The organism is Roseateles sp. AC306 (assembly GCF_979253795.1).
This window is the reverse complement of the sequence record NZ_CEEDEB010000022.1, coordinates 34,492-60,496: the sequence shown is the minus strand read 5'-3', so window position 1 is coordinate 60,496 and position 26,005 is coordinate 34,492. Positions and strand designations below refer to the sequence as shown.

The 26,005-nt window shown below is 69.9% G+C and carries 26 protein-coding genes, 1 pseudogene and 1 riboswitch; of the genes and pseudogenes, 14 read left to right on the top strand and 13 right to left on the bottom strand.

Annotation, left to right across the window (positions count from 1 at the left end; translation table 11 throughout):
- Positions 1-100 precede the first annotated feature (100 nt).
- Positions 101-616, top strand: a complete 516-nt coding sequence (locus tag AC0IZJ_RS26590; RefSeq protein WP_471854974.1) for a hypothetical protein — start codon at positions 101-103, stop codon at positions 614-616.
- Here AC0IZJ_RS26590 and AC0IZJ_RS26585 read toward each other — a convergent pair whose 3' ends face one another.
- Positions 617-1,564, bottom strand: a complete 948-nt coding sequence (locus AC0IZJ_RS26585; protein WP_471854972.1) for a LysR family transcriptional regulator — start codon at positions 1,562-1,564, stop codon at positions 617-619. It abuts the gene before it with no gap.
- A gap of 15 nt (positions 1,565-1,579) precedes the next feature.
- A complete protein-coding gene (locus AC0IZJ_RS26580) occupies positions 1,580-3,055 on the bottom strand; it encodes a M20 family metallopeptidase (RefSeq protein ID WP_471854970.1) in 1,476 nt (491 codons plus the stop codon).
- A gap of 131 nt (positions 3,056-3,186) precedes the next feature.
- On the opposite strand from AC0IZJ_RS26580, the gene AC0IZJ_RS26575 reads away from it, so the two are divergent.
- From AC0IZJ_RS26575 to AC0IZJ_RS26565, 3 genes are read left to right on the top strand one after another with little or no spacing between them, the layout of a single operon-like run.
- Positions 3,187-4,521, top strand: coding sequence for a hypothetical protein (locus AC0IZJ_RS26575; RefSeq protein ID WP_471854968.1), 1,335 nt, complete (start codon positions 3,187-3,189; stop codon positions 4,519-4,521).
- Positions 4,521-6,320: an MORN repeat-containing protein gene (locus tag AC0IZJ_RS26570; RefSeq protein ID WP_471854966.1), complete on the top strand. Its 1,800-nt coding sequence runs from the start codon at positions 4,521-4,523 to the stop codon at positions 6,318-6,320. Before AC0IZJ_RS26575 ends, AC0IZJ_RS26570 begins: the two co-directional genes overlap by 1 nt.
- A gap of 46 nt (positions 6,321-6,366) precedes the next feature.
- Entirely contained in the window at positions 6,367-6,573 is a 207-nt protein-coding gene (locus AC0IZJ_RS26565) for a hypothetical protein (RefSeq protein ID WP_471854964.1), read from the top strand.
- 198 nt (positions 6,574-6,771) lie between these two features.
- Here AC0IZJ_RS26565 and metW read toward each other — a convergent pair whose 3' ends face one another.
- From metW to AC0IZJ_RS26545, 4 genes are all read right to left on the bottom strand, one after another.
- Positions 6,772-7,347 (bottom strand): methionine biosynthesis protein MetW, encoded by a 576-nt coding sequence (gene metW, locus AC0IZJ_RS26560; RefSeq protein WP_471854963.1) that lies wholly within the window; start codon positions 7,345-7,347, stop codon positions 6,772-6,774.
- Positions 7,344-8,525, bottom strand: coding sequence for a homoserine O-succinyltransferase MetX (gene metX, locus AC0IZJ_RS26555; protein WP_471854961.1), 1,182 nt, complete (start codon positions 8,523-8,525; stop codon positions 7,344-7,346). The genes metW and metX overlap by 4 nt, the downstream gene beginning before the upstream one ends.
- A 42-nt stretch (positions 8,526-8,567) precedes the next feature.
- Positions 8,568-8,643: riboswitch (SAM riboswitch) on the bottom strand.
- A 20-nt stretch (positions 8,644-8,663) separates the two neighbouring features.
- Complete coding sequence (locus tag AC0IZJ_RS26550; protein WP_471854959.1) at positions 8,664-9,449, bottom strand: substrate-binding periplasmic protein; 786 nt, start codon at positions 9,447-9,449, stop codon at positions 8,664-8,666.
- An 11-nt stretch (positions 9,450-9,460) separates the two neighbouring features.
- Positions 9,461-11,032 carry a methyl-accepting chemotaxis protein gene (locus AC0IZJ_RS26545; protein ID WP_471854957.1) on the bottom strand — a complete coding sequence of 524 codons (1,572 nt, stop codon included), beginning with the start codon at positions 11,030-11,032 and terminating at the stop codon, positions 9,461-9,463.
- Between the two features lie 93 nt (positions 11,033-11,125).
- Here AC0IZJ_RS26545 and AC0IZJ_RS26540 point away from each other — a divergent pair, with 93 nt between their 5' ends.
- The 4 genes and pseudogenes from AC0IZJ_RS26540 (at position 11,126) to AC0IZJ_RS26525 (ending at position 14,593) form a co-directional block, all read left to right on the top strand.
- Entirely contained in the window at positions 11,126-11,755 is a 630-nt protein-coding gene (locus AC0IZJ_RS26540; protein ID WP_471854955.1) for a TetR/AcrR family transcriptional regulator, read from the top strand.
- 11 nt (positions 11,756-11,766) lie between these two features.
- Entirely contained in the window at positions 11,767-12,708 is a 942-nt protein-coding gene (locus tag AC0IZJ_RS26535; protein WP_471854954.1) for an HlyD family secretion protein, read from the top strand.
- Positions 12,705-13,367, top strand: a pseudogene (gene ccmA, locus AC0IZJ_RS26530) (heme ABC exporter ATP-binding protein CcmA); the annotation flags it as partial. The gene AC0IZJ_RS26535 and the pseudogene ccmA, both read left to right, overlap by 4 nt.
- 86 nt (positions 13,368-13,453) lie before the next feature.
- Entirely contained in the window at positions 13,454-14,593 is a 1,140-nt protein-coding gene (locus AC0IZJ_RS26525; RefSeq protein WP_471854952.1) for an ABC transporter permease, read from the top strand.
- Here the strand turns inward: AC0IZJ_RS26525 and AC0IZJ_RS26520 are convergent.
- Complete coding sequence (locus tag AC0IZJ_RS26520) at positions 14,585-14,803, bottom strand: hypothetical protein (RefSeq protein ID WP_471854950.1); 219 nt, start codon at positions 14,801-14,803, stop codon at positions 14,585-14,587. The genes AC0IZJ_RS26525 and AC0IZJ_RS26520 overlap by 9 nt on opposite strands.
- 83 nt (positions 14,804-14,886) lie before the next feature.
- The gene (locus AC0IZJ_RS26515) at positions 14,887-15,507 is read right to left on the bottom strand and encodes a glutathione S-transferase N-terminal domain-containing protein (RefSeq protein WP_471854948.1); all 621 of its coding nucleotides are present in this window, start codon (positions 15,505-15,507) and stop codon (positions 14,887-14,889) included.
- 42 nt (positions 15,508-15,549) lie between these two features.
- On the opposite strand from AC0IZJ_RS26515, the gene AC0IZJ_RS26510 reads away from it, so the two are divergent.
- Positions 15,550-16,029, top strand: a complete 480-nt coding sequence (locus AC0IZJ_RS26510; protein ID WP_471854946.1) for a hypothetical protein — start codon at positions 15,550-15,552, stop codon at positions 16,027-16,029.
- Here AC0IZJ_RS26510 and AC0IZJ_RS26505 read toward each other — a convergent pair.
- The 5 genes from AC0IZJ_RS26505 to bufA2 form a co-directional block, all read right to left on the bottom strand.
- Positions 16,019-17,413 (bottom strand): amidase, encoded by a 1,395-nt coding sequence (locus AC0IZJ_RS26505; RefSeq protein ID WP_471854976.1) that lies wholly within the window; start codon positions 17,411-17,413, stop codon positions 16,019-16,021. The genes AC0IZJ_RS26510 and AC0IZJ_RS26505 overlap by 11 nt on opposite strands.
- Positions 17,401-17,928: a peroxiredoxin gene (locus tag AC0IZJ_RS26500; RefSeq protein ID WP_471854944.1), complete on the bottom strand. Its 528-nt coding sequence runs from the start codon at positions 17,926-17,928 to the stop codon at positions 17,401-17,403. Before AC0IZJ_RS26500 ends, AC0IZJ_RS26505 begins: the two co-directional genes overlap by 13 nt.
- Before the next feature lie 66 nt (positions 17,929-17,994).
- Positions 17,995-18,774 (bottom strand): HvfC/BufC family peptide modification chaperone, encoded by a 780-nt coding sequence (locus AC0IZJ_RS26495; protein ID WP_471854942.1) that lies wholly within the window; start codon positions 18,772-18,774, stop codon positions 17,995-17,997.
- Between the two features lie 142 nt (positions 18,775-18,916).
- Positions 18,917-19,735, bottom strand: coding sequence for an MNIO family bufferin maturase (bufB, locus tag AC0IZJ_RS26490; RefSeq protein ID WP_471854941.1), 819 nt, complete (start codon positions 19,733-19,735; stop codon positions 18,917-18,919).
- 149 nt (positions 19,736-19,884) lie between these two features.
- Complete coding sequence (bufA2, locus tag AC0IZJ_RS26485; RefSeq protein ID WP_471854939.1) at positions 19,885-20,139, bottom strand: BufA2 family periplasmic bufferin-type metallophore; 255 nt, start codon at positions 20,137-20,139, stop codon at positions 19,885-19,887.
- Positions 20,140-20,367: 228 nt separating this feature from the next.
- Here bufA2 and AC0IZJ_RS26480 point away from each other — a divergent pair, with 228 nt between their 5' ends.
- From AC0IZJ_RS26480 to AC0IZJ_RS26460, 5 genes are all read left to right on the top strand, one after another.
- Positions 20,368-21,249 carry an N-acetylmuramic acid 6-phosphate etherase gene (locus AC0IZJ_RS26480; RefSeq protein WP_471854937.1) on the top strand — a complete coding sequence of 294 codons (882 nt, stop codon included), beginning with the start codon at positions 20,368-20,370 and terminating at the stop codon, positions 21,247-21,249.
- Positions 21,246-22,625: an MFS transporter gene (locus AC0IZJ_RS26475; protein WP_471854935.1), complete on the top strand. Its 1,380-nt coding sequence runs from the start codon at positions 21,246-21,248 to the stop codon at positions 22,623-22,625. Before AC0IZJ_RS26480 ends, AC0IZJ_RS26475 begins: the two co-directional genes overlap by 4 nt.
- Positions 22,622-23,893, top strand: a complete 1,272-nt coding sequence (locus AC0IZJ_RS26470) for a glycoside hydrolase family 10-like protein (protein WP_471854933.1) — start codon at positions 22,622-22,624, stop codon at positions 23,891-23,893. The genes AC0IZJ_RS26475 and AC0IZJ_RS26470 overlap by 4 nt, the downstream gene beginning before the upstream one ends.
- The gene (locus AC0IZJ_RS26465) at positions 23,890-24,405 is read left to right on the top strand and encodes a GrpB family protein (RefSeq protein ID WP_471854931.1); all 516 of its coding nucleotides are present in this window, start codon (positions 23,890-23,892) and stop codon (positions 24,403-24,405) included. The genes AC0IZJ_RS26470 and AC0IZJ_RS26465 overlap by 4 nt, the downstream gene beginning before the upstream one ends.
- A gap of 247 nt (positions 24,406-24,652) precedes the next feature.
- Positions 24,653-25,954 (top strand): MFS transporter, encoded by a 1,302-nt coding sequence (locus AC0IZJ_RS26460; protein ID WP_471854929.1) that lies wholly within the window; start codon positions 24,653-24,655, stop codon positions 25,952-25,954.
- The last annotated feature ends 51 nt before the right edge of the window (positions 25,955-26,005 follow it).

Genomic DNA, 26,005 nt, shown 5'->3' with positions numbered 1-26,005 from the left:
GGGTGCGGGACGGGCGCGGCACGGGCGGCGGGGGGCGCGAAACTGGGGAGACTGCCGGGGCCGGCTTCTTAAAATTGATTATCCACGAGGGCTTTCTCCCATGACATCTTCCACCGAAGCCGACGTCCAGATGCGCGCTGCCTGCGCCCGGCTTGTCGAGCACCCGCCTGCCCTCAATCCACCCGACCCGGCCGCGCTGGCCGCCGGCCTGGCCCGTGTGGCGGACAACGGGCTTGATGTGGTGCTGCAACGCCTCATCGCCGACGCGCCCGAGGGCAGCTCGACTGACGCGCTGGCCGCACTGCTGCGCCCGCCCGGGCATGCCTGGGACGAAGCGCAGGAGATCGACTGGGCCGTGCGCCACTGGCAGGCCTGCCGCGCTGCCGGCCAGCTCGACGAGGACGTCGAGGCTGACTTCGGCGAATACTGGCGCCGCATCGAATGGAGCGCCATACGGCAACACCTCGTGCTGCTCGGCCAGGGCCATGTGGAAGAACGCCGGCTGCTGGCCCTCATCGCCAAGACCTCGGCCCGCTATGTCGCGCTCGGCTTTCTGAAGCGGGCGATGGAAGCTCGCTACCCGGAGTTCTTCGATCTGGGATTCAGTCTCAGATAGTCAGGCACGCGTCGCGCAACCCGCGGCCACCAGCCACGGGTCCTTGTCCTCGCCGCCGAAGATCTCGATCAGGAAGTCCAGGAAAGCCCGCGTGCGCGCCGGCACGTATTTGCGCGTCGGCATGCCGGCCCACAGCGTCGTGCTGAACAGCCGCCACTGCGGCATGACCCGCTCCAGCGCCTGCTCCAGCAGCGCGTCTTCCACCATGAAGCTGGGCAGGCCGGCCACGCCCAGTCCGTGCAGGGCGGCGGCGTAGTTGGTGTCCATGTGCGTGGTGGACAGCGCGGCACGCGACGGGATGATGGGCAGCGTGATCTCCTCCTGCCCGTCGCCGCGCTGCAGCGTCAGGCCGCGCATCATGGCCGGCGTCGGCGGCAGCAGCGCGTCGTGGTTCTTCAGCTCGCTGGGGTGCTGCGGGCGGCCTCGGCGGTCGAGGTAGTCCGGCGACGCACACATGATGAACTCGCTGCGCGCCAGCCGCCGGGCGATGAAGTCGCCGTCCAGCGCTTCTCGCGCCAGCAGGATGGTCAGGTCGTAGCTGTCGTCCACCGTCTCCACCGGCCCGGGCGACGTGATCTCCAGCGTCACGGCAGGATAGTCGCGGTGGAACTTGGGCAGGTGCTTGGCGAGCTGGTGCACGGCGATGGCTGGCGGGCACAGGATGCGCAGCAGGCCGCGCACCTCCTGCGTGGCCGATGCCGCCAGCGCGGCCGCCTCGTCCACGTCGGCCATGATGCGCCGCGCCCGCTCCAGGTAGGCCTCGCCGATCTCGGTCAGCGACAGGCGGCGCGTCGTGCGGTTCAGCAGCCGCGTGCCGAGGTGGTCTTCCAGCTCGGCGATGAGGCGGGTGACGACGGCCGGCGCCAGGTCCAGCGCCCGTGCCGCACCGGCAAAGCTGCCCTCGTCGATGACCCGGACGAAAACCTTGATGGCGCGGAGCTGGTCCATTCGTTGCTCAGTGCCCTACGGGTGAGCTGCCATGACCTGGGCCACGGCGGCAGTGAGCCGCTTGCCGTAAGGCACATGCAGGAACTCATTGGGCCCGTGGGCATTGCTCTTGGGGCCCAGCACACCGCAAACCATCATCTGCGCCTTGGGGAAGCCCTTCTGAAGCATGCTCATCAACGGAATCGTGCCGCCCTGGCCGATATAGCCCACCGGCGCACCGAAGTGGGCTTGGCTGGCGTCGTTGAGCGCCTGGCTGAGCCAGGGCGACAGCTCAGGCGTGTTCCAGCCTGTGGCACCGTAAGCCCCGGCGCGGCCGTCGGGCGTGAAGGTGACCTTGGCGTTGTAGGGCGCGTTGTCTTCCAGCAGCGTCTTCAACTCCAGCGCGGCGGCGTTGCCGTCGATCAGCGGCGGCAGGCGCAGGCTCAGCTTGAAGGCGGTGTAAGGCCGCAGCACGTTGCCGGCGTTCTTCAGCTCGGGGAAGCCATCGGCGCCGACGACGGACAACGTCGGCCGCCAGGTGCGGTTCAGCAGCACCTCGACGGGGTCGCTCGTCACCGGCAGCACCGGGCCGCCGTCAGCACCGCAGGCCCAGGGCATGCGCTTGTAGACCTCGTCCTTGAGGATGGCCGCCGTGGCCTTGGCCTGCTCCAGCCGCGCGCCGGGCACCTCGCAGTGAAAGCTCTGCGGCAGCAGATTGCCGGTCTTGCTGTCCTCCAGCCGGTCCAGCACATGACGGAGGATGCGGAAGCTCGACGGCACGGCGCCCGAAGCGTCGCCGCTGTGGATGCCTTCGGTCAGCACCTCCACCTTGAGCACGCCCGACACCATGCCGCGCAGCGAGGTCGTCAGCCAGAGCTGGTCGTAGTTGCCGGCGCCGGAGTCCAGGCAGACGACCAGCGAGACGTTGCCCAGGCGCGGGCGCAGCACGTCCAGATAGGCCGGCAGGTCGAAGCTGCCGCTCTCCTCGCAGGTCTCGATCAGGCCGACGCAGCGCGGGCGCGGAATGCCCTGCTTGTCCAGCGCCATGATGGCGGTGAGGGACGCGTAGATGGCATAGCCGTCGTCCGCGCCGCCGCGGCCGTAGAGCAGGCCGTTTTCGTATTTGGGCGTCCAGGGGCCGAGGTCGTTGCGCCAGCCGCTGAACTCGGGCTGCTTGTCCAGGTGGCCGTACAGGACGATGCTGTCGTCGTTGCCTGGTTTGGTGCCCGGCACCTCGAAGAAGATGACCGGCGTGCGGCCCGGGATGCGGATCACCTCGAGCTTGAGCCCGGCGACCTTCTGGCCCTCGACCCAGGCTGCGGCCTGCGTCAACACCTTGTCGATGTGGCCGTTCGCCGCCCAGTCGGCGTCGAACATCGGGCTCTTGGCGGGGATGGCGATGTAGTCGGTCAGCGCGGGGACGATTTCTTCGTCCCAGACGCGGGCGGCAAAGTCGCCCAGCGCGCTGGCTTCGTCGGCTTGCAAGGGCAGGTTGGGGTCGCGAGCGTTCATGGCGGTCTCCTTCAGGCGGCAGGCGCTTGTGGCGCAGCGAACGAGTTTAGGCGTCTGTGAGACAGGCTCCACACCCGCTCCGTAGAACTACGGGCGACGTTCGTCTTGTTGACCGCTTAGGCTCGGCATCAATGAACCGCTTGTTACTCATCGTTCTTCTGGCGCTGCTGACCGGCTGCGCTTCCGGCCCCAAGTTCACCGTGGACGACGGCCGCAAGGTCGACGAGACGCTGCTGGCCGGCATGCGAGCCTACGGCGCCGGCGAGCGCCTGATCCGCCCGGCCATCGCCCGCAGCGCCGCGCTCAACGACAAGGAGTGCGACAAGCAGTGGGAGCTGCCCTTCGCCGTGGCCACCAGCGAGGGCTGGAGCGACAACGACCGCGTCGCCTGGGCGCGCGCCCTGCAGGTGGACGAGCGCCTGACCCTCATCGCCGTGACCCAGGACTCGCCCCTGCCCGTGGGCACGCGGTTGAACCGCATCGGCGACAAGGCCAGCGACGACGGCGAGAAGCTGCTCGAGTGGCTGGCCGAGGTGCGCGACGCCGGCAAGCCCTTCAACGTCGGCACCACGGCGGGCAAGACCGTGCTCATCAAGCCCTTCGAGGTCTGCCGCGGCTACACGCGCTTTGCGCCGCCCAACACGCCGCAGCTGCAGGACTACCACTGGCTGCTCAGCCTGCACCCGCTGGAAGTGCTGCAGGCCGAACCCACGCCCGACGAGGCGCTCTGGGCCGTGCTGTGGACCCAGGGCATCTCGGAAGAGGGCGGGGCGCGCATGAAGACGTATCACTACGCCATCAAGATTGCCGGCACCCTCTACAACCTGGCCACGCTGGCCTCGGGCGTCAAGGCCGCCGCGCTGGCGGCCGACGCAGCCATCTCGGCCGCCAAGAGCGCCGCCGCCAACGTCGCCACCGACTTCCTCAAGCAGCAGCTCATCGAGCAGGGCCGTGCCCTGGCGACGCAGAAGATCCGCGAAGGCCTGGTGGACGCGGCAACGCAACTCACGCGCCAGCAGGTGCTCAACGTCATGCAGGCGGCCGCCGCCAACCGCGGGTCGCTCAGCGGCATCTCGCGCATCGCCGCCACCGCCTTCGAGCGCGCCGACGCCTGGGCTTTCTCGCGCATGGCCGCCCTGGGCGCGCCGCCGCTGGCCGGCTTCACGCTGCACCAGAAGCTGCTGGAACGCAGCCTGGCGTCCAACGCACTGCTGTTCGACGCCGACCGCCTGACTGCGCTGAACAAGGTGGCCGCCGCGCGGGGCTTCGAGCGCGAGATCACGGCCATCCTCGGCGGCTTCCGCCCCGACGCGCTGATGGCCGAGATCGGCGCCATGCCACTGGCGTCCACCCAGGCCAGCTTCTCCTTCGAAAGTGCCGACGACCCCGGCGCCGGCCGCTTCTCGCGCGGCCTCATCGACGCGATGCTGGACATGCCAGCCGAGTCAGGCGCGCGTAAAAAGTGATGAAGTTCGCCCTCCTCCCTTGTCTCAGCCTCTGCATGGCCCTGCTGGCGGCCACCACCGCCCTGGCCCAGACACCACCCGAACCCGCCTCGTCGGCACCGGAGGCGGCCGCGTCAGCGCCGGAGCCGGCCGCCTCCGAGCCCCAGGTGGCGCCCGCGCCGCCGCCGCCCAGTTGCCCGCAGCTGAGCAGCCGGGCGCTGTCGGCCGACCTGAAGGCCGCCACGGCGCAATCGCAGAACCAGCCGCTGCAGGTCCAGGTCAAGCTCTACGACGAGGCCGTGGCGCAATGGGGTGCGGCCATCGCCACCTGTGACGGTCGCGCCCGCGAGCGCGCCCAGCGCAACCTGGCCGACAGCCAGAAGGCCCACGACGCGCTGGCCGAGAAGCTGCAGGCCGGCAGCCAGTGCGAGAACGCCCACCGCGACGCCGCCGCCCTGCAGGAACTGGCGCGGGGCGCCTTCAGCGAGCGCCGCTTTGCCGAGGCCGCGAGCCTGTACCGCAAGTCCGAGGGCATGTGGGAGCTGGCCGCCGAGCAGTGCAATGGCAGCCAGCAGCAGACCGCGCAGCGACGCCGTGAGCAGGCCGAGATCGATGGCCACAACGCCGAGTTCTGCGCCCCGCCTTTCGAGCGGGCGCGGGAGTTCTCGGGCAAGCTGCGCAACAGCGCCGCCGCGCTGCCGCTGGCCGAGCGCCAGACGCAGAGCCAGATCGGCGAGACGCTGTGGCGCGAGACCGCCGGCCAGTGCAAGGGCAGCGCCCAGGAGCTGGCGATGAACAGCGCCCAGGCACTGGCCCGCGAGCGCGGCACGCCGTGGGTCTCGACACCCCTGCCCGGCGCGCCCGCCGTGGTGGCCGCCGCACCCAAGCCGGCCGCCCAAGCCGCCGCAACGCCAGGCCGGCCGGCCGCAGGCCCGGCTGCCGCTGCGGCAACGACCGCAGCAGCAGCAGCCACCACGCCGCTGCGCCAGGCCGCCGCGGTGCCCATCGTGCCGCTGGCCAAGGCCGTCACGCCCGCGCCCACGCCTGCACCTGCTGCCGCGCCAACAACCACGGCGCCAGCGCCCGAACCCAAGCTCTTCGACCGCACCGCCGGCGACACGCGCTACGTCGGCCAGTTCGTGCGCAACGACGACGACACCGTCACCGGCACCGGCCGCGTCGAGTGGAAGAACGGCGATGTCTACGAAGGTCCGCTGGTGCGCAGCCAGCGCCAGGGCGTCGGCGAGATCCGCTGGGCCAACGGCCAGCGCTACAAGGGCGAATGGGTGACCGACCGCGCCACCGGCCGCGGCCTGATGGTGTTTGCCAACGGCAACCAGTTTGAGGGCACGCTGGTGGACGGCCAGCCCGAGGGCGAAGGGAAGCTGACCTATGCCTCCAACGACGTCTACACCGGCCAGATCCGCCAGGGCCTGCCGCACGGCCGGGGCAGCTACGTGTGGATGAGCGGCCAGCGCTACGAGGGCGACTGGGCCAACGACAAGCCGCAAGGCAGCGGCAAGATGCGCTTCGCCAACGGCAACCAGTACGAAGGCCAGCTCAGAGCCGGCCTGCCGCATGGCCGGGGCCGCATGGTCTTTCCGAGCGGCGACATCTACGAAGGCACGTTCGAGGTCGGCAAGGCGCATGGCGAAGGCAAGTACGCCTGGAAGAGCGGCGAGCGCTACGAAGGCGCCTGGGCGGGCGGCCTGAAGCACGGCACCGGCGTCTTCCACTGGCCCAGCGGCGACCGCTGGGAGGGTGTCTTCAAGGACGACGAACGCACCGACGACGGCCACACCATCCGCAAAGGTAGCTGAAGGCTTCGCCCGCTACGCTCACCTGATCAACATCAAGGAACCTCCCATGAAGACGCTGCTCGCCGCCACTGCCCTTGCCGTCACCTTCGCCCTGGCCGCTCCGGCTGCCGAGGCCCGCGTGGCCAAGCACCAGGACACGCACCACGTCAGCAGCAAGGCCAAGGCCGGAAAGACCGCCAAAGTCGCCAAGAAGGCAGGCAAGGCCAAGCACAAGAAGCACGCGAAGAAGGGCTCACGCAAGGCCACGCACTGACGCGGCAGAGGCAGGCTGACCCGTCGCACGACGCGACTGCCCGGGGTTATTGCATTCGGGCCGAGCGCCGGGCCGCTCCCAAGCCGGCCCGCCTGGCGATGTGCGAGCGAGGCATTCCCCGCGAGCATCGCCGTCCCCTCGGGGGACCGACTGGACGCGCCCGCGTTCAGCGCGGCGCGGCCAGGCGAGGGGCTTCACTCACTCGCGTTCGAACTTGAACACCGCCACGCTGGCCATCAGGTTGGGCATGCTGCGCACGACGGCGCCGTTCTGCAGACCGAAGCTGTCGAGGATCTTGAGCCGGTTCTTGCGCGCCAGCACGGCAAAGTCGGCCAGCGTGCCGACGCGGATATTGGGCGTGTCGTACCACTCGTAAGGCAGGGCCCGCGTGACCGGCATGCGGCCAAACAGCACCTGCAGCCGGTTGGGCCAGTGGGCGAAGTTGGGGAAGCTGACGATGCCCATCTTGCCGACGCGCGCCGTCTCCTTGAGCATGGCCTCGGCGTTGCGCAGGTTCTGCAGCGTCTCCAGCTGCAGCACGACGTCGAAGCTCTGGTCCTCGAAGATGGCCAGGCCTTCCTCCAGGTTGCGCTGGATGACGCTGACGCCGCGCTTCATGCAGGCCAGCAGGTTGGCGTCGTCCAGCTCGACGCCATAGCCGCTGCAGCCCTTGTGCTTGATGAGGTGCTCCAGCAGCTCGCCGGTGCCGCAGCCCAGGTCGAGCACCCGCGAGCCCGGCGGCACCAGCGCCGCGATGGCAGGGTCGAAGCTCATACCGCGACTCCCTTGAGTTGAAGCGCCACCGGCCGCTCCAGTTCCGCCGCCACGCGCTCGAAGTAAGCGCGCAGCACGCCGTGATAGCGCGGGTCGTCGAGCAGGAAGGCGTCGTGGCCGTGCGGCGCGTCGATCTCGGCGTAGCTCACGTCCAGCCGGTTGTCGAGCAGGGCCTTGACGATCTCGCGCGAGCGCTGGGGCGAGAAGCGCCAGTCGGTCGTGAAGCTGGCGATGAGGAACTTGGCCCGCGCGGTGGCGAAGGCGCGCGTCAGATCGCCGCCGTGTTCGGCGGCCGGGTCGAAATAGTCCAGCGCGCGCGTGATGAGCAGATAGGTGTTGGCGTCGAAGTAGTCGCTGAACTTGTCACCTTGATAGCGCAGGTAGCTCTCGATCTGGAACTCGATCTCCTGGGTCGAATAGCCGAGCGCGCCGCCCTTGCCGCTCTTCAGCTCGCGGCCGAACTTCTCGGCCATGACGTCGTCGCTCAGATAGGTGATGTGGCCGATCATGCGTGCCACGCGCAGGCCGCGCTTGGGCACCACGCCGTGGTCGTAGAAATGGCCGCCGTGGAAGTCGGGGTCCGTCACGATGGCGCGGCGGGCCACCTCGTTGAAGGCGATGTTCTGCGCCGACAGGTTGGGCGCAGTGGCGATGGCGATGCAGTGGCCGAGCCGGTCGGGGTAGCGCAGCGCCCAGTCCAGCGCCTGCATGCCGCCCAAGGACCCGCCCAGCACGGCCGCGAGCTTGACGATGCCGAAGCGCTCGACGAGGCGAGCCTGCGCGTCCACCCAGTCCTGCACGGTGACGACGGGGAAGTCCGCGCCCCAGGCCTTGCCGGTGGCCGGGTTGACGTGCATGGGGCCGGTGGAGCCGAAACAGGAGCCGAGGTTGTTGACGCCGATGACGAAGAACTTGTCGGTGTCCAGCGCCTTGCCCGAGCCTATGAGGTTGTCCCACCAGCCCTCGCTCTTGGCTTGGCCGGCGTAGGTGCCGGCGACGTGGTGGCTGGCGTTCAGCGCATGGCAGACCAGCACCGCGTTGCTGCGCTCGGCATTGAGTTGGCCATAGGTCTCGACCGTCAGGTCATAGGCCGGCAGGCTGGCACCGCTGCGCAGCGGCAGGGGCTCGTCGAAATGAAAACTCTGCGGCGATACCTCGCCCACGCTTCGGCCCGTCATGGCCCTACTCCAAGAAAAAAACCGGTGCCACTTGCGGGACGCCGGTTGATCGGAGCGCCCTGTTTAGCGGCATTTGTAGAGCGCCCGCAATCCGGAACAAATCGGCGCTGTGGCGGGATTCTAGAGCCAGCCCGATGCCTAGGAAGCTGCTCCCGGCGGTTGGGCGCCGATGCGCTGCAGCAGGCGCTGATGCGCGCCATCGCGCTTGAGTTTCTCCAGCGCCGCTGCAAGCGCCTGGACCTCGCCAGCCTGCAGATCGGCACTGCCAACCAGCCAGATCTCGTGCTGGTCGAAGCTCGCGCCCTGGACCCAGTGCGCCGGGTCCCGGCCGGCGGCGCGCAGCGCGGCCATGATGACGGGCAATGCGGCATAGAGCAGATCGGCGCTGCCATCGTCGATGCGGCGCAGCAGGGCCGCATAGTTGCCCTCCATCGCCAGCCGGGTGAAGCCCTGGCGCTGCAGGCTCTCGGTGCTGAGTGCGCCCCGCAACGCCAGAACCATCGCATGGCGAGCCTCGGCCGTGTCTATGCCGGCGGGCCAGCGGCTGCGCAGGCCCATCAGCACATAGCGGTGGGTGAACAGCGGCAGCAGCCAGCGGTACTGGCCTTCACGCGCGGGGGTGCGGGACAGCGGCGCCATCAGCACGCGCGAGCCGGTGCGGGCCATCTGCGTGGCCCGCGCGAAGGGGTAGAACTGCGGCTGAAGGCTCCAGCCGGCCAGCGCGCAGAGCTGCACCAGGAATTCGCCCAGAGGCCCTGGCGCGTCGCTGCCGTGCGGGCTGATCAGGGCCGGGAAGTCGGCGCTGACCAGCTGCGGCGCCCCGGCAGCGCGCGCGCCTGGCACCAGCCCTGCCGTCAGCCCCAGCACCAGGGCCTGGCGGCGATCCAGCATCGAGCACAGGCCGTCGTCGGTGCCGCGTCCCATCGTGCGCGCCCTCACGCCCGGCCGTCCAGCCGGAACTGCGCCACCGCACCGGTCAACAACTGCAGCTGCTGGCGCAGGCTGTCGGCCGCGGCGGCTGACTGCTCGACCAGGGCGGCGTTCTGCTGCGTCATGTGGTCCAGCTGCGTGACGGCGCCATTGATCTGGCCAATGCGGGCGCTCTGGTCGGCCGCGCCCTCGGCCACCTCGCCGATCATGTCGCTGACCTTCTGCACATGGCTGACGATGTCGTGCATGGTCGCCCCGGCGTGCTGCACGAGGCGGGTGCCGGCCTCGGTGCGCTCCAGGCTGGCGGCGATGAGTGACTTGATCTCGCGTGCCGCGTCCGCCGAGCGCTTGGCCAGCAGGCGCACCTCGCTGGCAACGACTGCAAAGCCCCGCCCCTGCTCGCCCGCCCGCGCGGCCTCGACTGCGGCGTTCAGCGCCAGGATGTTGGTCTGGAAGGCGATGCTGTCGATGAGGCCGAGGATGTCGCCGATGCGCCGCGAGCTGGTGTTGATCTCGGCCATGGTGGTGACGACCTCGGCCACCTCCTGGCCGCCACGGCGCGCCACCTCGGCGGCGCTCTCGGCCAGCTGGCGCGCCTTGCCGGCCGCGTCGGCACCGTGGCGCACGCCGCTGGTCAGGTCTTCCATCGAGCTGCTCGTCTCCTCCAGGCTGGCGGCCGCCTGCTCGGTGCGCTGGCTCAGGTCCTGGTTGCCCGAGGCGACCTCGCTGCTGGCCGTCTCTATGCTCTGGGCGGAGGTCTTCACCTGGCGCACCAGCTCGCGCAGGCTGGTCTGCATGGCGTCCAGCGCGCGCAGCAGGTCCGAAGCCTCGTCGCGGCCGACGACGCGGATGTCGTTGTCCAGGTCGCCGCCCGCAATCGACTCGGCCACGCTGCCGGCGTAGCGCATGGGGCTGGTGATGGTGGCGGAGTTGATCAGCGTCAGCGGCACCACCAGCACCATCACGGCGACAAGCACGGCCAGCGAGCGCCAGCCGATGCGGCCCATCTCGGCGCCGAACTCGGCCTCCGCCGCCTTGGCCTGCGCCTCGATGAGGCCGGCCACCTTCTCCACGCGCTGCTCGATCTCGCGCATGGCCGCCTTGGGCCGGTTCAGCATGCGGTCGGCCACCTTGGCCGTATCGAAGCCGCCGGCCTCGATCTGGCTGAGCACGGGCTGGGCGGCGGTGCGGTAGTCCTGCAGAAACTTCAGCGCCTCGGTGGCCACGGCCTTGTTGTCCTCCTGCTTGCCGGCCTGCAGGCCCTGCAGGGCCGTGGCCAGGCGCTGCGCGGCGGCGTCCCAGCGCTGGCGGAACTGCTTCACCTGGTCGGGGTCCTCGTAGGCGATGACCATCTGCTTCTCCTCGAGCCGTACATCGGCCAGACCCTGGCGGATGGCAGCAAGCTGCTGCAGGTCATGCATGCTGTGCGTCGTCACGTCGACATTGAGTGCCATCAGCTGCCGGCCGCCCAGCAGGCCGGTGAGGCCGAGCGCCGCAAACATCAGCAGCACCATAGCGATGGCCCCCTGCATGCGGGTGCGGATGGTGAAGCTGCGCATCCAGGTGGCGAGGTCCATGGTGTCTCCTGAAGGTCTGCTCGGGGGCAGGTCTTGGTGCGACGCATCCTAGTCAGCTTGCCGTTATTGAACAGCTGACCAATAATCCACCGCATGCCACGCCCCGGACAGGATCAGGATCAGCTGCTGCTCGCCGCCGGCGCCGCGCTTTACCCGCAGCTGGGCTGCGCCGGGCTGTCGGTACGGCGCGTGGCCGAGGCGGCCGGCGTCAACCCGGCCATGGTCCATTACCACTTCGGCAGCAAGGACGCCTTCCTGCGTGCGCTGCTGCAGCGCCATTACGAGGAAATGTTCAGCGTGCTGTCGCTGACCAGCCAGGGCGAGGCTGACGTGATGGCACGGCTGGGCGCTGCGCTGCTGGGCGTGGGCCGCTTCGTGCGCGAGCACCGGCCGCTGATCGCCCGTGTCTGGGCCGATGCCCAGGCCGGCGAGGCCGTGGCGCAGGATTTCTTGCGTGCCAACGCGCCGCGCCACCTGGGCGTGCTGATGGCCTTGCTGCAGGAGGCTGAGGCCCAGGACCGCCTGCCGCGGCAGCCGCTGCTGACGCGCTTTTCCTTCCTGATGGGCGCCGTCATCGCGCCGCTGATCCTGGTGGGCGGCATGAAGGCCGTCAACGCCGTGCCACCCATGCTGCTGGCAACGGTGGACGAGGACGTGCTGTCCGATGCGGCACTGGAGCGCCGCATCGAATGGGCGCTGCTGGGCCTGGCGAGCGGAGTCTGATGGAGATGCCGATGAGAGTTGCGCTGTTGTTGATCCCCGCCCTGCTGGCCGGCTGCGCGCCCAAGCCGCCCGAGGGCTGGACGGGCTATGCCGAGGCCGAGCTGGTCTACATCGCGCCGCCGGTGGCCGGGCGGCTCAACCACCTGGCCGTGCGCTCGGGCGAGGCCGTGGCTACCGGCCAGGCCTTGTTCGAGCTGGACGCGACGCCCGCACTTGCCGCTGACGCCGAGGCGCGCGCCCGCATGCAGAGCGCACAAGCCCAGGCGCAGGACACCGACAAGGGCCGACGTGCGCCCGAGCTGGCCGTGACCCGCGCGCAGCTGGACCAGGCCCGCGCCGCCGAGCGTCTGGCCAGCATCGACCTCACCCGGCAGCAGGAGTTGCTCGCGCAAGGCTTCGTCGCCAGGTCGCGCTTGGACGATGCCGCGACGACGCTCGCCCAGGCCCGCGCCCGTGTCGTCGAGCTGGACGCCGCCGTGCAGGTGGCCCGCCTGCCCGCCCGTGACGACGCGCGCACCGCCGCCCGCGCGCTGGCCGACGCCGCGCAGAGCGGCCGCGCGCAGACGGCCTGGCGCGTCGAGCAGGCGCGCCAGAGCGCACCCATGCCGGCGCGCGTGCAGGACGTGTTCATGCGTCCGGGTGAATGGGTGGGCGCCGGCCAGCCGGTGCTGGCCCTGCTGCCGCCGGCCAACCGCAAGGCGCGCTTCTACGTGCCGCAGTCGGCGGTGGGCGGGCTCAAGCTGGGCGCGGCCGTCAACCTGCGCTGCGACGGCTGCGGCGCGGCTATTCCCGCGCGCATCAGCTTCATCGCCGCCGGGCCGGAGTACACGCCGCCGGTCATCTACTCCAACCAGCAGCGCGACAAGCTCGTCTTCCTCGTCGAGGCGCGGCCGTTGAAAGCGGAGGACGCGGAGCGACTGCATCCCGGGCAGCCGCTGGACGTTTCGCAATGAGCGACCTTGCGATTGACGTCAAGGGACTGAGCAAGTCCTACGCCGGCCGCAAGGTCGTCGACGGCGTTGACATGCAGGTCGCCACGGGCCGCATCGTCGGCTTCCTGGGCCCCAACGGGAGCGGCAAGACGACGTCCCTGCGCATGCTCTGCGGCCTGCTGACACCCGACGCCGGCGAGGGCCAGGTGCTGGGGCTGGACTTCCGCCGCAAGGCCGCCGAGGTCAAGCGGCAGGTGGGCTACATGACCCAGAAGTTCGGCCTCTACGAAGACCTGTCCATCCGAGAGAACCTCGATTTCGTCGCGCGGCTGTTCTCCATGCCGAACCGCCGCGAGGCCGTCGACGGCGCGCTGGATCGCCTCGGGCTGAAGACGCGTCAGAAGCAGCTCGCCGGGTCGCTCTCCGGCGGCTGGAAGCAGCGCCTGGCCCTGGCCGCGTGCCTGCTGCACCAGCCGCGCCTGCTGCTGCTGGACGAGCCCACGGCCGGCGTCGACCCCAAGGCGCGGCGCGAGTTCTGGGACCAGATCCACCAGCTCGCGCAGGAGGGCATCACCGTGCTCGTCTCCACCCACTACATGGACGAGGCCGAGCGCTGCGACGAGCTGGTCTACATCGCCTACGGCCGCGTGCTGGCGCGCGGCAGCGCGGCGTCCATCGTCGATACGTCCGGCGCCAAGGATCTGGAAGACGCCTTCGTCAAGCTCGTCGACCAGGCCACCGACAACTTCGCCGAGGCCTGACGGTGATGCAAGCCCTGGCCCGCACATTCGCCATCGCGCTGAAGGAGGTGCAGCAGATGCTGCGCGACCGCTTGACGTTTGCGATGGCGGTTGGCGTGCCCATCATGCAGCTGGTGCTGTTCGGCTACGCGATCAACACCGATCCCAAGGGTCTGCCTACAGCCATCGTCAGCCAGGACACCAGCCCGATGGCGCGCAGCTTGGTCGCGGCGCTGCAGACCAGCGGCTACTTCCATGTCGTCGAGAGCGGCCTGGATGTGCCAATGAGCGAGGCGCGCGGCGACGCGCTGCTGCAAAGCGGCGCCATCCAATTCCTCGTCATCGTGCCGGGCGACTTCGGCGCGCGGGTCGTGCGCGGCGAGAAGCCGGCTGTGCTGATCGCCGCAGACGCGACAGACCCCTCGGCCGGCGGCAACGCCATCGCCGCGCTGAGCCAGTTGGGCCAGACCGCGCTGAACCGCGACCTGCGCGGCGCGCTGGCTTCGCACGCGCCGCAGCCACTGCCTTTCGAGGTGCGCATCCAGCGCCGCTACAACCCCGAGGGCCTGTCGCGCTACAACATCGTGCCGGGTCTTGTCGGCACCATCCTGACGATGACGATGGTCATGCTGACGGCACTCGCGATGACGCGCGAACGCGAGCGCGGCACGATGGAGAACCTGCTGGCCACGCCGGTGCGGCCCATCGAGGTGATGGCCGGCAAGATCCTGCCCTACGTCGTGCTGGGCTATGTGCAGCTCGGCGTCATCCTCGGCGCGGCCTTCCTGCTGTTCAACGTGCCCATGGTGGGTAGCGTCACGCTGCTGCTGGCGATGATCGGCGTGTTCATGCTGGCCAACCTGGGTGTGGGCTTCACGTTCTCGACGCTGGCGCGCAACCAGCTCCAGGCACTGCAGCTGACGTTTTTCTTCTTCCTGCCGTCGATGTTGCTGTCGGGCTTCATGTTCCCGTTCCGCGGCATGCCGCAGTGGGCGCAATACCTCGGCGAGGCGCTGCCACTGACGCACTTTCTGCGCATCGTGCGCGGCGTCATGCTCAAGGGCTCCGGCACCGCGGAACTGCTGCCGGAGGTGTGGCCGATGCTGGCCTTCCTGGCGGTGGCGGGCAGCGTGGCCCTGGCGCGCTACCGGCAAACCCTAGACTGATGGCCGCCTCCTGAAGTACGGCAGCGCGAACAGGTAGAGGCCCGAGAACAGCTGCAGGAACAGCGGCGGCAGCGGTGAATAGGTGATCCACGGCGGCGGCTCGCCAGCCACCATCGCCCGGGCCACGAAGTTGGCCGCGACGGTCACGGTAAAGACGATGGACAGCCAGCGGTGGCTCTGCCGGGTCCAGTGTTCAAGGCTGCGGTTCATCGGGTCTCCATCGAATGAGCGCCCAGTGTTGCCGCCGCGCCGCCGCCGCGCTTCTCCGAAACTGCGGTCCTGCAGTGCGCTCGTCAGGGCCAGTGGCGCGCAAAGACCGGGGCGACGTCGGGGTGCTGCTCCACGCGCAGCAGCTGTGCGTGGAAGGCCGGCCGCTCGGCCTGCAGATGCGCCCGCGCGCCCGACCACTTGGACACCACGGTGGCCAGCAGTTCCAGCGCGCCGGGCGAGGCGGCGTCGAAGCCGCTCGCGAACTGATCGGCGAACACCTGCCAATGCTCATGCAGCCGCGCCCGCGTGCCGGCCACGATCTGCGCCTGGGTCGCGTCGTCGCAGGGCTCGCACCAGCGCTGCGGGTAGTCAATGACGCTGATGGCCGCATAGCAGTTGGCCGCGATGTAGACCAGGCCCCGGATGGCTCGCGCCCGCGCGCTGGCGTCCACCGGCAGCAGCAGCCCGGGCGTGGCCGTCAGGCCCAGGTGGATGAGGATGGCCGCGCTCTCCGTCAACACGGTGCCGTCGTCCAGCAGCAGCGTCGGAACCTGGCCCAGCGGGTTGACGCGCAGCAGCGCGTCCAGGCCCGGCCCGGGGTTCCAGGAGGCAGCGTCGACGCTGGTGCAAGCCAGGCCGGCGCGGGCCAGTGCGGCCTCTATGGCGGCTACCCCGGAACCCTTCGTGCCATACAAAGTCAACATGGTCCTGACCCCTCCATCGAGCGTGCAAAATCGTCTCACATCATGAGCCCCTCGCCCACCCTGCCGCCGTCGCGCCGCCCTGCCTTCAAGCCGAGCTTCGGGCGCGTCAGTGTGGGCGTGCAGGGCCGCGTGATGGTCTCCATCGCCGAGGGGCCGTTCGACGCCGAGCTGATGGCCGCCACCAAGCGCGCCATCGCGCTGGCCGGCAAGCGGCTGCCGGCCGACCGTCGCTTTGGCGACCTGCTCGAGATCCGCGGCAGCCTGGTGATGGATGCCGACGCGCTGGGCGAACTGCGCGCCAGCATTGAGAGCTTTTCCAGGCACGGCCTGGTCGCCATCTCCACCGTCTTCCTCGTGCCGGCGGGCCTGCCGGGCATAGAGCGGCTGCCGGCGCTGATGGACATCTGGCGCAGCAGCCGGCCGGTGCGCCGTGCCGACAACTTCGACGCGGCATGGGCGCTGGTCAATGCCGACCTGAAAGCCGCCGGCCTACCGCCGCAGGAGCCTCCACCTAGGCCGTGAAGGGCCAGGGCCGTTGTGCGGGTCGCAGTTGCTCCCACAGCGCGCCGAGCGCCAGCACGCCGGCATCGTCGAAACGGCGGCCGATGATCTGCAGACCGACCGGCAAACCGGTGGACGTGTAGCCCGCGTTGATGGACAGCGCCGGCTGCTCGCTCATGTTGAAGGGCAGCGTGAAGGCGATGTGCTCGAAGGGCCGCGCCGGGTCGTGCAACGGGCTGGCCTGGTGGGCCGCATAGGCGGGCATGGGGCTGACGGGCGAGAGCACGAAGTCGAACGGCTGAGGACCGTCCATGGCGGCGTTGGCCGCCTCGCGCAGCGCCTGCATCTGGCTGTAGCCGTGGAAGACGGCCGAGCCGTCGTAGCGGGCAGCGGGCGACACCCAGTCGAGGATGTAGGGCAGCACCTTCACCAGCCTCTCGGGCGGCAACGTCGAGATATCGAGCCAGGAGCGCATGCGCCAGAAGCGGTCGATGCCGTCCGCCATCTCACGCGTCGTGAAGCCGGCAAGCGGCTCGACGATGGCGCCGGCCTGCTCGAAGGCACGAGCCGCTGCGTTGATGGCAGCCTCGACCTCGGGCTGCACGGCGTCACCCCAGCCGGCGTCGAGCATCAGGCCGATGCGCAGGCTCTTCAGTTCAAGCGGCCGAGGCAAGACCTGGCCCGGCGGCAGCTGGGTCGGGTCGCGCGCATCGGGCTGGGACAGCACTGCCAGCATGAGCGCGGCGTCGGCCACCGTGCGCGTCAACGGCCCGGCGACGCGGCCGGCATAGCCGGGCTTGATGGGCACACGGCCATGGCTGGGCTTGAGGCCGACGAGGCCGCACCAGCCGGCCGGCAGGCGGATGGAGCCGCCGATGTCGGTGCCCAGATGCAGCGGCCCGTAGCCGGCGGCGGCCGCAGTGGCGGCACCGGCGCTGGAGCCGCCGGGCGTCATGCGCACATCCCAGGGGTTGCGCGCCGGCTCGGGGTAGAGGCTGGACAGGCCCGAGCTGAGCATGCCGTAGTCCGGCATGGTGGTGCGCGCCCAGCCAATGGCGCCGGCCTCGCGCAGCCGGGCGGCGGGTGGGGCCTCGAAGCTGGCCACCGCATCGGCCGGCGTGGCGGCCGTGCCTAGGCGATAGGGCGCACCGGGCACGGCGATGTTTTCCTTCAGCGTGACGGGCAGGCCGTCCAGCGCGAGTGGAGTGCCGGCGCGCCAGCGGGCCTCGCTGGCCTTCGCCGCCGCGAGGGCGGCCTCGGCATCGACGGCGCACAGGGCGTGCAGCTCGCCCTCGCGCGCTGATGCATGCGCCAGCACGGCCTGCATGACGTCGACCGGCGAGAGCTCGCGCCGGGCATAGGCCGCCAACAGTTCGACGGCGCCGAGCGCAATCACTTCTTCAATTGCTGAGCAGCCTTCAGCATCGCGTCGATGTGGCCGTCGGGGTTCATGCTGGCATGCACGGCGGCGACCTTGCCGTCCTTGCCGATCAGGTAGGACACGCGGTCGGCCATGGTGCCGGGCACCATCTTCAGCGCCACGTCGTAGTCCTTGATGACCTTGCCGCCGGCGTCGGCCGCCACGGCGAACTTGCTGCGGCAGGCCTCGACGCTGAACTTCTTCAGCGTGTCGATATCGTCGTTGGACATGCCGATGACCGTAGCGCCCGCAGCCGCGAACTTGTCGGTTGCCTCGGCGAACTGATGGGCCTCGACGGTGCAGCCGCTGGTGAAGGCCTTGGGGTAGAAGTACAGCACCACCGGGCCCTTCTTCAGCGCCTCGGCAAGGTGGAACTTGAAGGGCTGGCCGCCGACGGCGGCGTCGGTCTTGAAGTCGGGCGCCGCGGCGCCAACGTTCAGCGCGGCCTGGGCGGTGGGGATCAGAAAGGCCGCAAGCAGGGCCATCAGCAGTCGGGACATGGTGAACCTCGGTGATCGGGTGGGCGCAGGATAGCCAAGCGGCACGGCCTGCGCCGGCCGAGGGGTTCAGGGCTGGCGCAACAGCCCGTCGGCCAGCCAGCGCTGCAGCGCGCCAATGACGGCCGGTGCGGCGTCCTCGGGGTCGCCCAGCTCCTCGGCGGCGCGTTCGCACAGCAGCGCGAAGGGCGCTTCTTCGGCAACAGCTTGCAGCAGCGTGGCCTCCAGCGGTTCGAGCGAGCGCCAGCGGGTCTCGCCCGCCTGGCGCCAGGTCAGCAGCACATGCTCATGCGGCTGGGGCTCGGGCAGCTCGGGCTGGTCATCGCCCGACTCGGGCTCCCACTCGCGCAGCAGCCGCCAGGCGGGCTCGATGGCGTGGCCCAGGCGCACGCGCTGCGCGCTGGGATGCAGGTGCAGCACGAGGCCGGCCCAGTCATCGGGGCCGAGCGCGGCCAGCGTGGCGGGGTCCAGCAAGGGCGCCTCGGCGGCGTCGAAGGCGCCGCGCAGCGCCCAGTCCATGGCGGCGAAATCGACCAGGCTGGCGTGCGGAACAAGTTCGTCGCTGGCCTCGCCCATGAAGCCGGCCAGCTCGTGGCCGAACCAGCGGATGGACGGGTGGCGGCTGGGCTGCGCGTCGAGGTAGGCCCGGGCCAGCGCGTCGAAGGCCTCGTCGCCCAGCGCGCGGGCGAGCACGGTGTAGTTGTCGGTCAGCGCGGCGACGAGGCGGGCGCGGTAGGCCTGGCGGTAGACGTCCAGGCCCAGTGCGAAGTTGCCGGCCAGCAGCCCGGCAGCGTCGTGGCCGTCGCGGATGGCGGCGGCGAGTTGCTGCTGTTGCGCGGCAATGCTCATTGGTCGTCCGTGGGGAATTCAGCGGGCCGAGCGCCGGGCCGCTCCCAAGCCGGCCCGCCATGGCGATGTGCTTGCAGCTCAATGCTGCAAGCATCGCCGTCCCCGCGGGGGACCGGCCAAGGTACTCCTTGGACGAGGGGCCTCATGTTATTGCCAGGCGGCGGGCGATGGCCAGTTCGGCCAGCAGCTCGGGCAGCGGCGGAATGTGGTCGTCGCGCTCGATCATGGTGGGCACTTTGCCGAAGCGCTTCAGCGCGTGTTCGTACAGCGTCCACACCTCGGGCCGCACGGGGTGGTCGTGCGTGTCGATGACGATGTCGCCGCGGTCCTCGTGGCCGGCGAGGTGGATCTGGGTGACGCCCTCGATGGGAATCGCGTTCAGGTAATCCAGCGGGTCGAAGCCGTGGTTGCGGCTGGAGACGTAGACGTTGTTGACGTCCAGCAGCAGGCGCGCGCCGGTCTGCGCCAGCAGTTGCTCAATGAAGTCCCACTCGCTCATCTCGTCGGCTTGGAAACGCACATAGCTGGACACGTTCTCCAGCACCAGCGGCCGGCCCAGCACGTCCTGCACCTCGGCGATACGGGCGCCGACGTGATCAAGCGCGGCACGCGTCAGCGGCACGGGCAATAGATCGTGCAGCTGGCTGTGCGCATCGGCGCTCCAGCAGAGGTGGTCCGACACCCAGCCGGGCTCCAGCCGGTCGGCCAGCGCCTTCAGCTCGCGCAGATAGGCCAGGTCCAGCGGCGCGGGGCCGGCGACTGACAGCGACACGCCGTGCATGACGAGTGGGTAGTCGGCGCGGATGCGCTCCAGGTGCGCCAGTGGCGGGCCGCCGGGCACCAGGTAGTTCTCGGAAATGATCTCCAGCCAGTCGGGCCGCTGGTCGGCAGCGACGCCAGCCTCGAAGGCCGCGTAGTGCTCGACGCGCAGACCGAGGCCAAAGCCTTGGATCTTGGTCATGCGTGAAAAGAAAAACGGCGCGACGCCACAGGCGCGCGCCTCATCCAGCGGCACTGGCGGAACCGGCTTTGCCGGGCCGCTCAGTGCGCCCCTTTGAGGGGGAGGCGCGTCAAGCGCCTCGGGGGTGGGCCTGCCCCTCGGGGGTGGGCTTACTTCTCAACCTTGCCGCCAGCCTTGGTGCACTCGTCGGCCGTCTTCTTGCTGACCCAGCCCTGGCCCTTGCAGCTGTTGTGGCCCTTGCAGTCGCTCTTGGCGGTCTTGCAGTCGGAGGTGCCCTTGCAGCTGTTCACGCCGGAGCACTTGACCATGCCGTCGGCCGCCAGGGCGGTCGTGGGCACGGCGGTCGCGAACAGGGCGGCAGCGGCGGCAGCAATGCCCAGGCCGGTCTTGAGGGAAGCGTTCATTTGGGAGTCTCCAGAAAAAGGGGAAGTGGTAGCGATCGGGTTCACCACAGGTCGACTCCGGTAATAAAAGCCCCGGCTTCGACTTGCCAACGTCTGTCGGGCCTCATGCCCCGCTCCTTACAGCCGGCTGCCGGATTCTGATGACCCGGCGGCCCGACCGCAATGCGTGGCATTCGTCATGGCCCGGCGCCAAGCTAGAGTCCTGTGGCCTTGGCGCCCCATTCCCTCATGCTGAACACCGAAACCCCGAGCACGCGGCATCCCGACCTGGACAGCTACGCCACCCCGGCCCTGCTGGATGCATTCATCGCCGACCAGAACGCCGCCGTCGCAGCCGTGCAGGCCGCCGCGCCGCAGCTGGCAGCCGCCGTGGACGCGGCCCTGCCGCGCATCCGCGCCGGCGGGCGGCTGCTGTACGCGGGCGCCGGCACGTCCGGGCGGCTCGGCGTACTGGACAGCGTGGAGCTCTACCCCACCTTCTCCTGGCCACGCGAGCGGGCCGTGGCCATCATTGCCGGTGGCCAGGGCGCGATGTTCGTCGCCGTCGAGGGCGCCGAGGACGACCGCGCCCAGGGCGCCGCCGAGATGGCCGCGCTGAACCCGGGGCCCAACGACGTGGCCCTGCTGCTGGCCGCGTCCGGCGGCACGCCCTATGTGCTGGGTGCCATCGAGGCTGCTCGCGCGGCGGGCGCGCTGACCATCGGCATCGCCAACAACCCCGGCGCGCCGGTGGCGCAGCAGGCCGAGATCGGCGTCATCCTCGACACCGGCACCGAGGTCATCTCCGGCAGCACGCGGCTCAAGGCCGGCACGGCGCAGAAGATCGCGCTGAACACTTTCTCGTCGGCGTTGATGGTGAAGCTCAACAAGGTCTACGGCAACCTGATGGTGGACCTGAAGGCCACCAACGCGAAGCTGGTGAAGCGGGCGCTCGCGCTGACCGTACGCGCTTCGGGTGCCAGCGAGAGTGACGCGCAGGCGGCGCTGGCGCAGTGCGACAACCATGTGAAGACGGCGCTGGTGATGCTCAAACGCGGCGTTGGCCCCGATGAGGCGCGCCGGCTGCTGGACTCCGCAGAGGGCAGCGTGAGCAGAGCCCTCGCCGCATGACGCGCTCGCCCTGGAGCTGGATCCCCAGCCTCTACTTCGCCCAGGGCCTGCCCTACGTGACGGTGATGTCGCTGTCGGTGGTGCTGTACAAGAACCTGGGAATTTCCAACACCGACATCGCCCTCTATACGAGCTGGCTTTACCTGCCCTGGGTGCTCAAGCCGCTGTGGTCGCCGCTGGCCGAGCTGTTCGGCACCAAGCGGGCCTGGGTGGCGGTGCTGCAGTTCTTCGTCGGCGCCGCGTTGGCGGGTGTGGCGCTGACCCTGCCCACCGACCGCGCCTTCCAGCTCTCGCTGGCCGTGCTGTGGCTGATGGCGTTCTCGTCGGCCTCGCACGACATTGCCGCCGACGGCTTCTACATGCTGGCGCTGCCGCAGCACAGCCAAGCCGCCTTCGTCGGCGTGCGCTCCACCTTCTACCGGCTGGCCAACATCACCGGCCAGGGCGCCCTCGTCTACCTGGCGGGTGAGCTGACCGAGCGCACAGGCTCCGTCGTCACCGCCTGGAGCGGCGTGTTCTGGCTGCTGGCGGGGTTGTTCATCGCGCTGGCGGCCTGGCACGCGTTCGTGCTGCCGCGGCCCGCAGCCGATGTGGCCGGGCCCGGCCGCGCCGCCGCGCGCGGGCTGGTGGCCGAATTCTTCGCCGTGTTCGCCAGCTTCTTCAAGAAGCCCGGCATCCTGGTCACGCTCGGCTTCCTGCTGCTCTATCGCTTCCCCGAGGCGCAGTTGCTCAAGCTGGCCTCGCCCTTCCTGCTGGACCCGGTCGAGCAAGGCGGCCTGGGCCTGTCGACCAAGGCAGTCGGCATCGCCTACGGCACGGTGGGGCTGATCGCGCTGACATTGGGCGGCCTGTGCGGCGGCTGGGTCATCTCCCGCATCGGCCTGAAGCGCGCGCTGTGGCCGCTGGTGGCCGCCATGCATGTGCCCAACATCGCCTTCCTGCTGCTCGCCATGACGCACCCGACCAGCCTGGCCGTCATCAGCGCCGCGCTTGCCGTTGAACAGTTCGGTTATGGCCTGGGCTTCACGGCTTACCTGATGTACATGATCCACGTCGCCAGCGGTGAGAGCGAGCCGGCGACGGGCCGCCCCGAGGCGGCTCAGCCCCCTCGGGGGGTGGCACAGCCGCAGCAGCCGACGCAGTCGGCCGCTGCGGCGAAGCCTGGGGGTCCGGCCACCGCGCACTACGCCATCTGCACCGGCTTCATGGCCCTGGGCATGATGATTCCCGGCATGTGGAGCGGCTGGCTGCAGGACCAGATCGGCTATGTGCCCTTCTTCATCTGGGTGCTGGTGGCCACGCTGCCCAGCGTGGTGATGGCGGCCCTCATCAGCATCCCCGACGGCTTCGGCAAGAAGGCCGAAGACACGCCATGAAGCGCCGCGACCTGCTGGGCCTGGCCACCGCGCCGCTGCTCGCGGCCTGCGCGACGTCGCCTGATCCGGTGGCCCATCAAGCGCCCGTCGCCGAGGCCGTGCCCACACCGCAGCCGGCCGCATCGGCCGCCGCGCCCGCCGGCCCGCCGCCGCGCGAATGGCGGGCCGCCTGGGTCGCCACCGTCGCCAACATCGACTGGCCCAGCAGGAAAGGCCTGAGCGCCGAGGCCCAGCAGGCCGAGATCCGCAGCCTGTGCGACACCGCCGTTCGCATCGGCCTCAACGCGCTGATCCTGCAGGTGCGCCCCAGCGCCGACGCCCTCTACGAATCGGCCCTGGAGCCCTGGAGCGAGTTCCTCACCGGCACGCAGGGCCAGCACCCGGGCTACGACCCGCTGGCCGTCTGGCTGGCCGAGGCGCGGCTGCGTGGGCTGGAGCTGCACGCCTGGCTCAACCCCTACCGCGCCCGCTCCAGCACGGCCAAGTCGGCATCCGCCGCCACGCACGTCAGCCGCAGCCAGCCCGACTGGGCGAAGCGCTATGGCGACCAGCTCTGGATCGACCCCGGCGAGCCCGCTGCCGCCGAGCACACGCTGGCCGTCGTGCGCGACCTGCTGGCCCGCTACGCCGTCGACGGCATCCACATCGACGACTACTTCTACCCCTACCCGATTCAGGATGCGGCCAAGGTGGATGTCGACTTTCCCGACGAGCCGAGCTGGCAGAAGTACCTCGCCAGCGGTGGCAGCCTCGCCCGCGCCGACTGGCGCCGCTACAACGTCAACAGCCTCGTGCAGCGGCTCTACGCCACCGTGCACCAGGCCCGGCCCGGCACGCGCGTCGGCATCAGCCCCTTCGGCCTGCCGCGGCCCGACCTGCGCCCGCCGGGCATCACCGGCTTCAGCCAATACGACAAGCTGTATGCCGACGTGGAACTCTGGCTGCGCGAGGGCTGGCTGGACTACCTGGCGCCGCAGCTCTACTGGCCGCGCGCGCAAGCCGCCCAGGCCTTCGAGCCGCTGCTGCAATCCTGGGCTGCGCTGAACCCGCTGGGCCGGCCGATCCACCCGGGTCTGTTCACCAGCCGCATCGACGCCACGCCGCAGAGCTGGCTGCCGGACGAGATCGTCGGCCAGATCGCCAGCATCCGCCGCCTGGCGCCCGGCAGCGGCCACATCCACTTCAGCCTGGTGGCGCTGGCTCAGAACCGCAAGGGCATCGCCGAGGCGCTGCGCACCGGGCCCTACGCACCGCGCAGCCCTTCGTGAGCGAAGTCCGGCTTGTCGACGCCGACCCCGGCTGGCCGGCGCAGTTCGAGGCAGCTGCCCGGGCGCTGCGCAGCGCCTTCGCGGTCACGGCCTGCTCGATCGAGCACATCGGCAGCACCGCTGTGCCGGGGCTGTGCGCGAAGCCCGTGCTCGACCTGCTGCTGGGCGTGACGCAGCTATCGGACGTCGACCCCCACCGCGAGGCGCTGGCGGCCTTGGGCTACCGCTATCGCCCGGAGCATGAAGCCCAGTTGCCCGAGCGACGGTACTTCACGCGCGACGCCGGCCCGATGCAGCTGCGCGTCCATCTGCACGCCGTCGTGCGCGGCGGCGCGTTCTGGCGCGACCAGATCGCATTCCGCGACGCGCTGCGCGCCGACGCGGCGCTGGCGGCACGTTATGCGGCGCTCAAGCGCGAGCTCGCGGCGCGGCACGCCATCGACAAGGCAGCGTACACAGAGGCCAAGGGCCCGTTCGTCCGCGCCGTGATGGCGCGTCCAGCAACGCGCTGAAACCGCCGCCTTCGACCCCGCGCCTGCGGGGGCCGTCGCCTTCTCGGCATCCGCGTAACCCTGGATGAGGAACGGGCGGTTTCAAACCTAGCATGCCGGCACGCTTGCTGTGGCAGCCTCCCGGGCGCGCGGCCAAGCGGCTCCCGGGGCACTCGACCAAGCGAAAATGACAACGTTGTCCAATCGGACGACGCGCTACCTCGCTCGGCGATCTCCGGGCTCGAAAAATTCCACCCGGTTACTTCGCATGAGCAGCAGCCCCACCCGCATCCGCAACCCCTGGTCCTGGGTTCCCTCGTCCTACCTGTCCGAGGGCATCCCGTTCGCGATGGTCATCTGGGTCGCCGGCACGATGCTCAAGGACATGGGCCACAGCGACGGGGAGATCACGCTGGCCACCGCCAGCATCGGCATCGCCTGGTCGCTCAAGCCGCTGTGGGCCGCCTTCCTGGACATGTTCAAGACGAAGAAGTTCTTCGTGCTGTGGATGGAAGTCATCATGGCCGTGCTGCTCTGCGGCATCGCCGTGGCGCTGCCGCTGCCCAACTACTTCCAGATCACCATCGCCGTGCTCTGGGTGCTGGCCTTCTGTTCGGCCACACAGGACATCTGCGTCGACGGCATCTACATCACCTCGCTGGACGAAAAAGGCCAGGCCAAGTACATCGGCGTGCAGGGCGTGTTCTGGAACGTCGGCCGGCTGTTCGGCACCGCGCTGGTGGTGTGGATGGCGGGCTCGCTGAAGGAAGACCATCACTTCAGCACCACGGCCGCCTGGAGCTGGGCCCTGGCCATGTCGGCGGCCACCCTCGCGCTGCTGGCGGCCTACCACTGGTTCGTGCTGCCCACCGGCAGCGTCGGCGACCGGCCCGTCAGCATGAAGGCCGCCTTCGCCCGCTTCGGCGAGGCCATCGTCGACTTCTTCAAGAAGGACAGCATCTGGGGCATGCTGATGTTCGTCTTCCTCTACCGCAGCTCCGAAGGCCTGCTGCTGATCGAGGGCGGGCTGTTCCTGCAGGCCTCGCCCGAGCTGGGTGGCGTCGGCCTGTCGCTGAAGGACAAGGGCCTGATCGACGGCACCATCGCCACGGTCGTGAGCCTGGGGGCCGGCCTGCTGGGCGGCGCCTTCATGGCCAAGTACGGCCTGAACCGGCGCACGCTGGTGATCATGGCGCTGTGCCTGAACATCCCGCACCTGGCCTTTGTCATCCTGTCGCAGCTGGCCGGCCCGGGCCATGCGCTGTCGTTCTGGACCGTGGCCAGCCTGGTGACGCTGGAGAAGTTCGGCTACAGCTTCGGCTTCGTCGCCAACATGCTGTACATGATGCAGCAGATCTCCCCGGGTCGATTCCACATGACCCACTACGCGTTTGCCAACTCGATCATGAACCTGACGCTGGTGCCGACGCAGATGATCTCGGGCCCGCTGGCCGACCACCTCGGCTACAAGACCTACTTCATCGTCGTCATGTTCGCGGCCATCCCGTCGGTGCTCGGGGCGATGTTCGCGCCCTTCCCGCGCAAGCCGGACAACGGCCACCCGCATTGAGCCGGGGGCGTTCTGCCCCGCCGTCGCTTGCCTTCAGCGCCCCGATCGGGG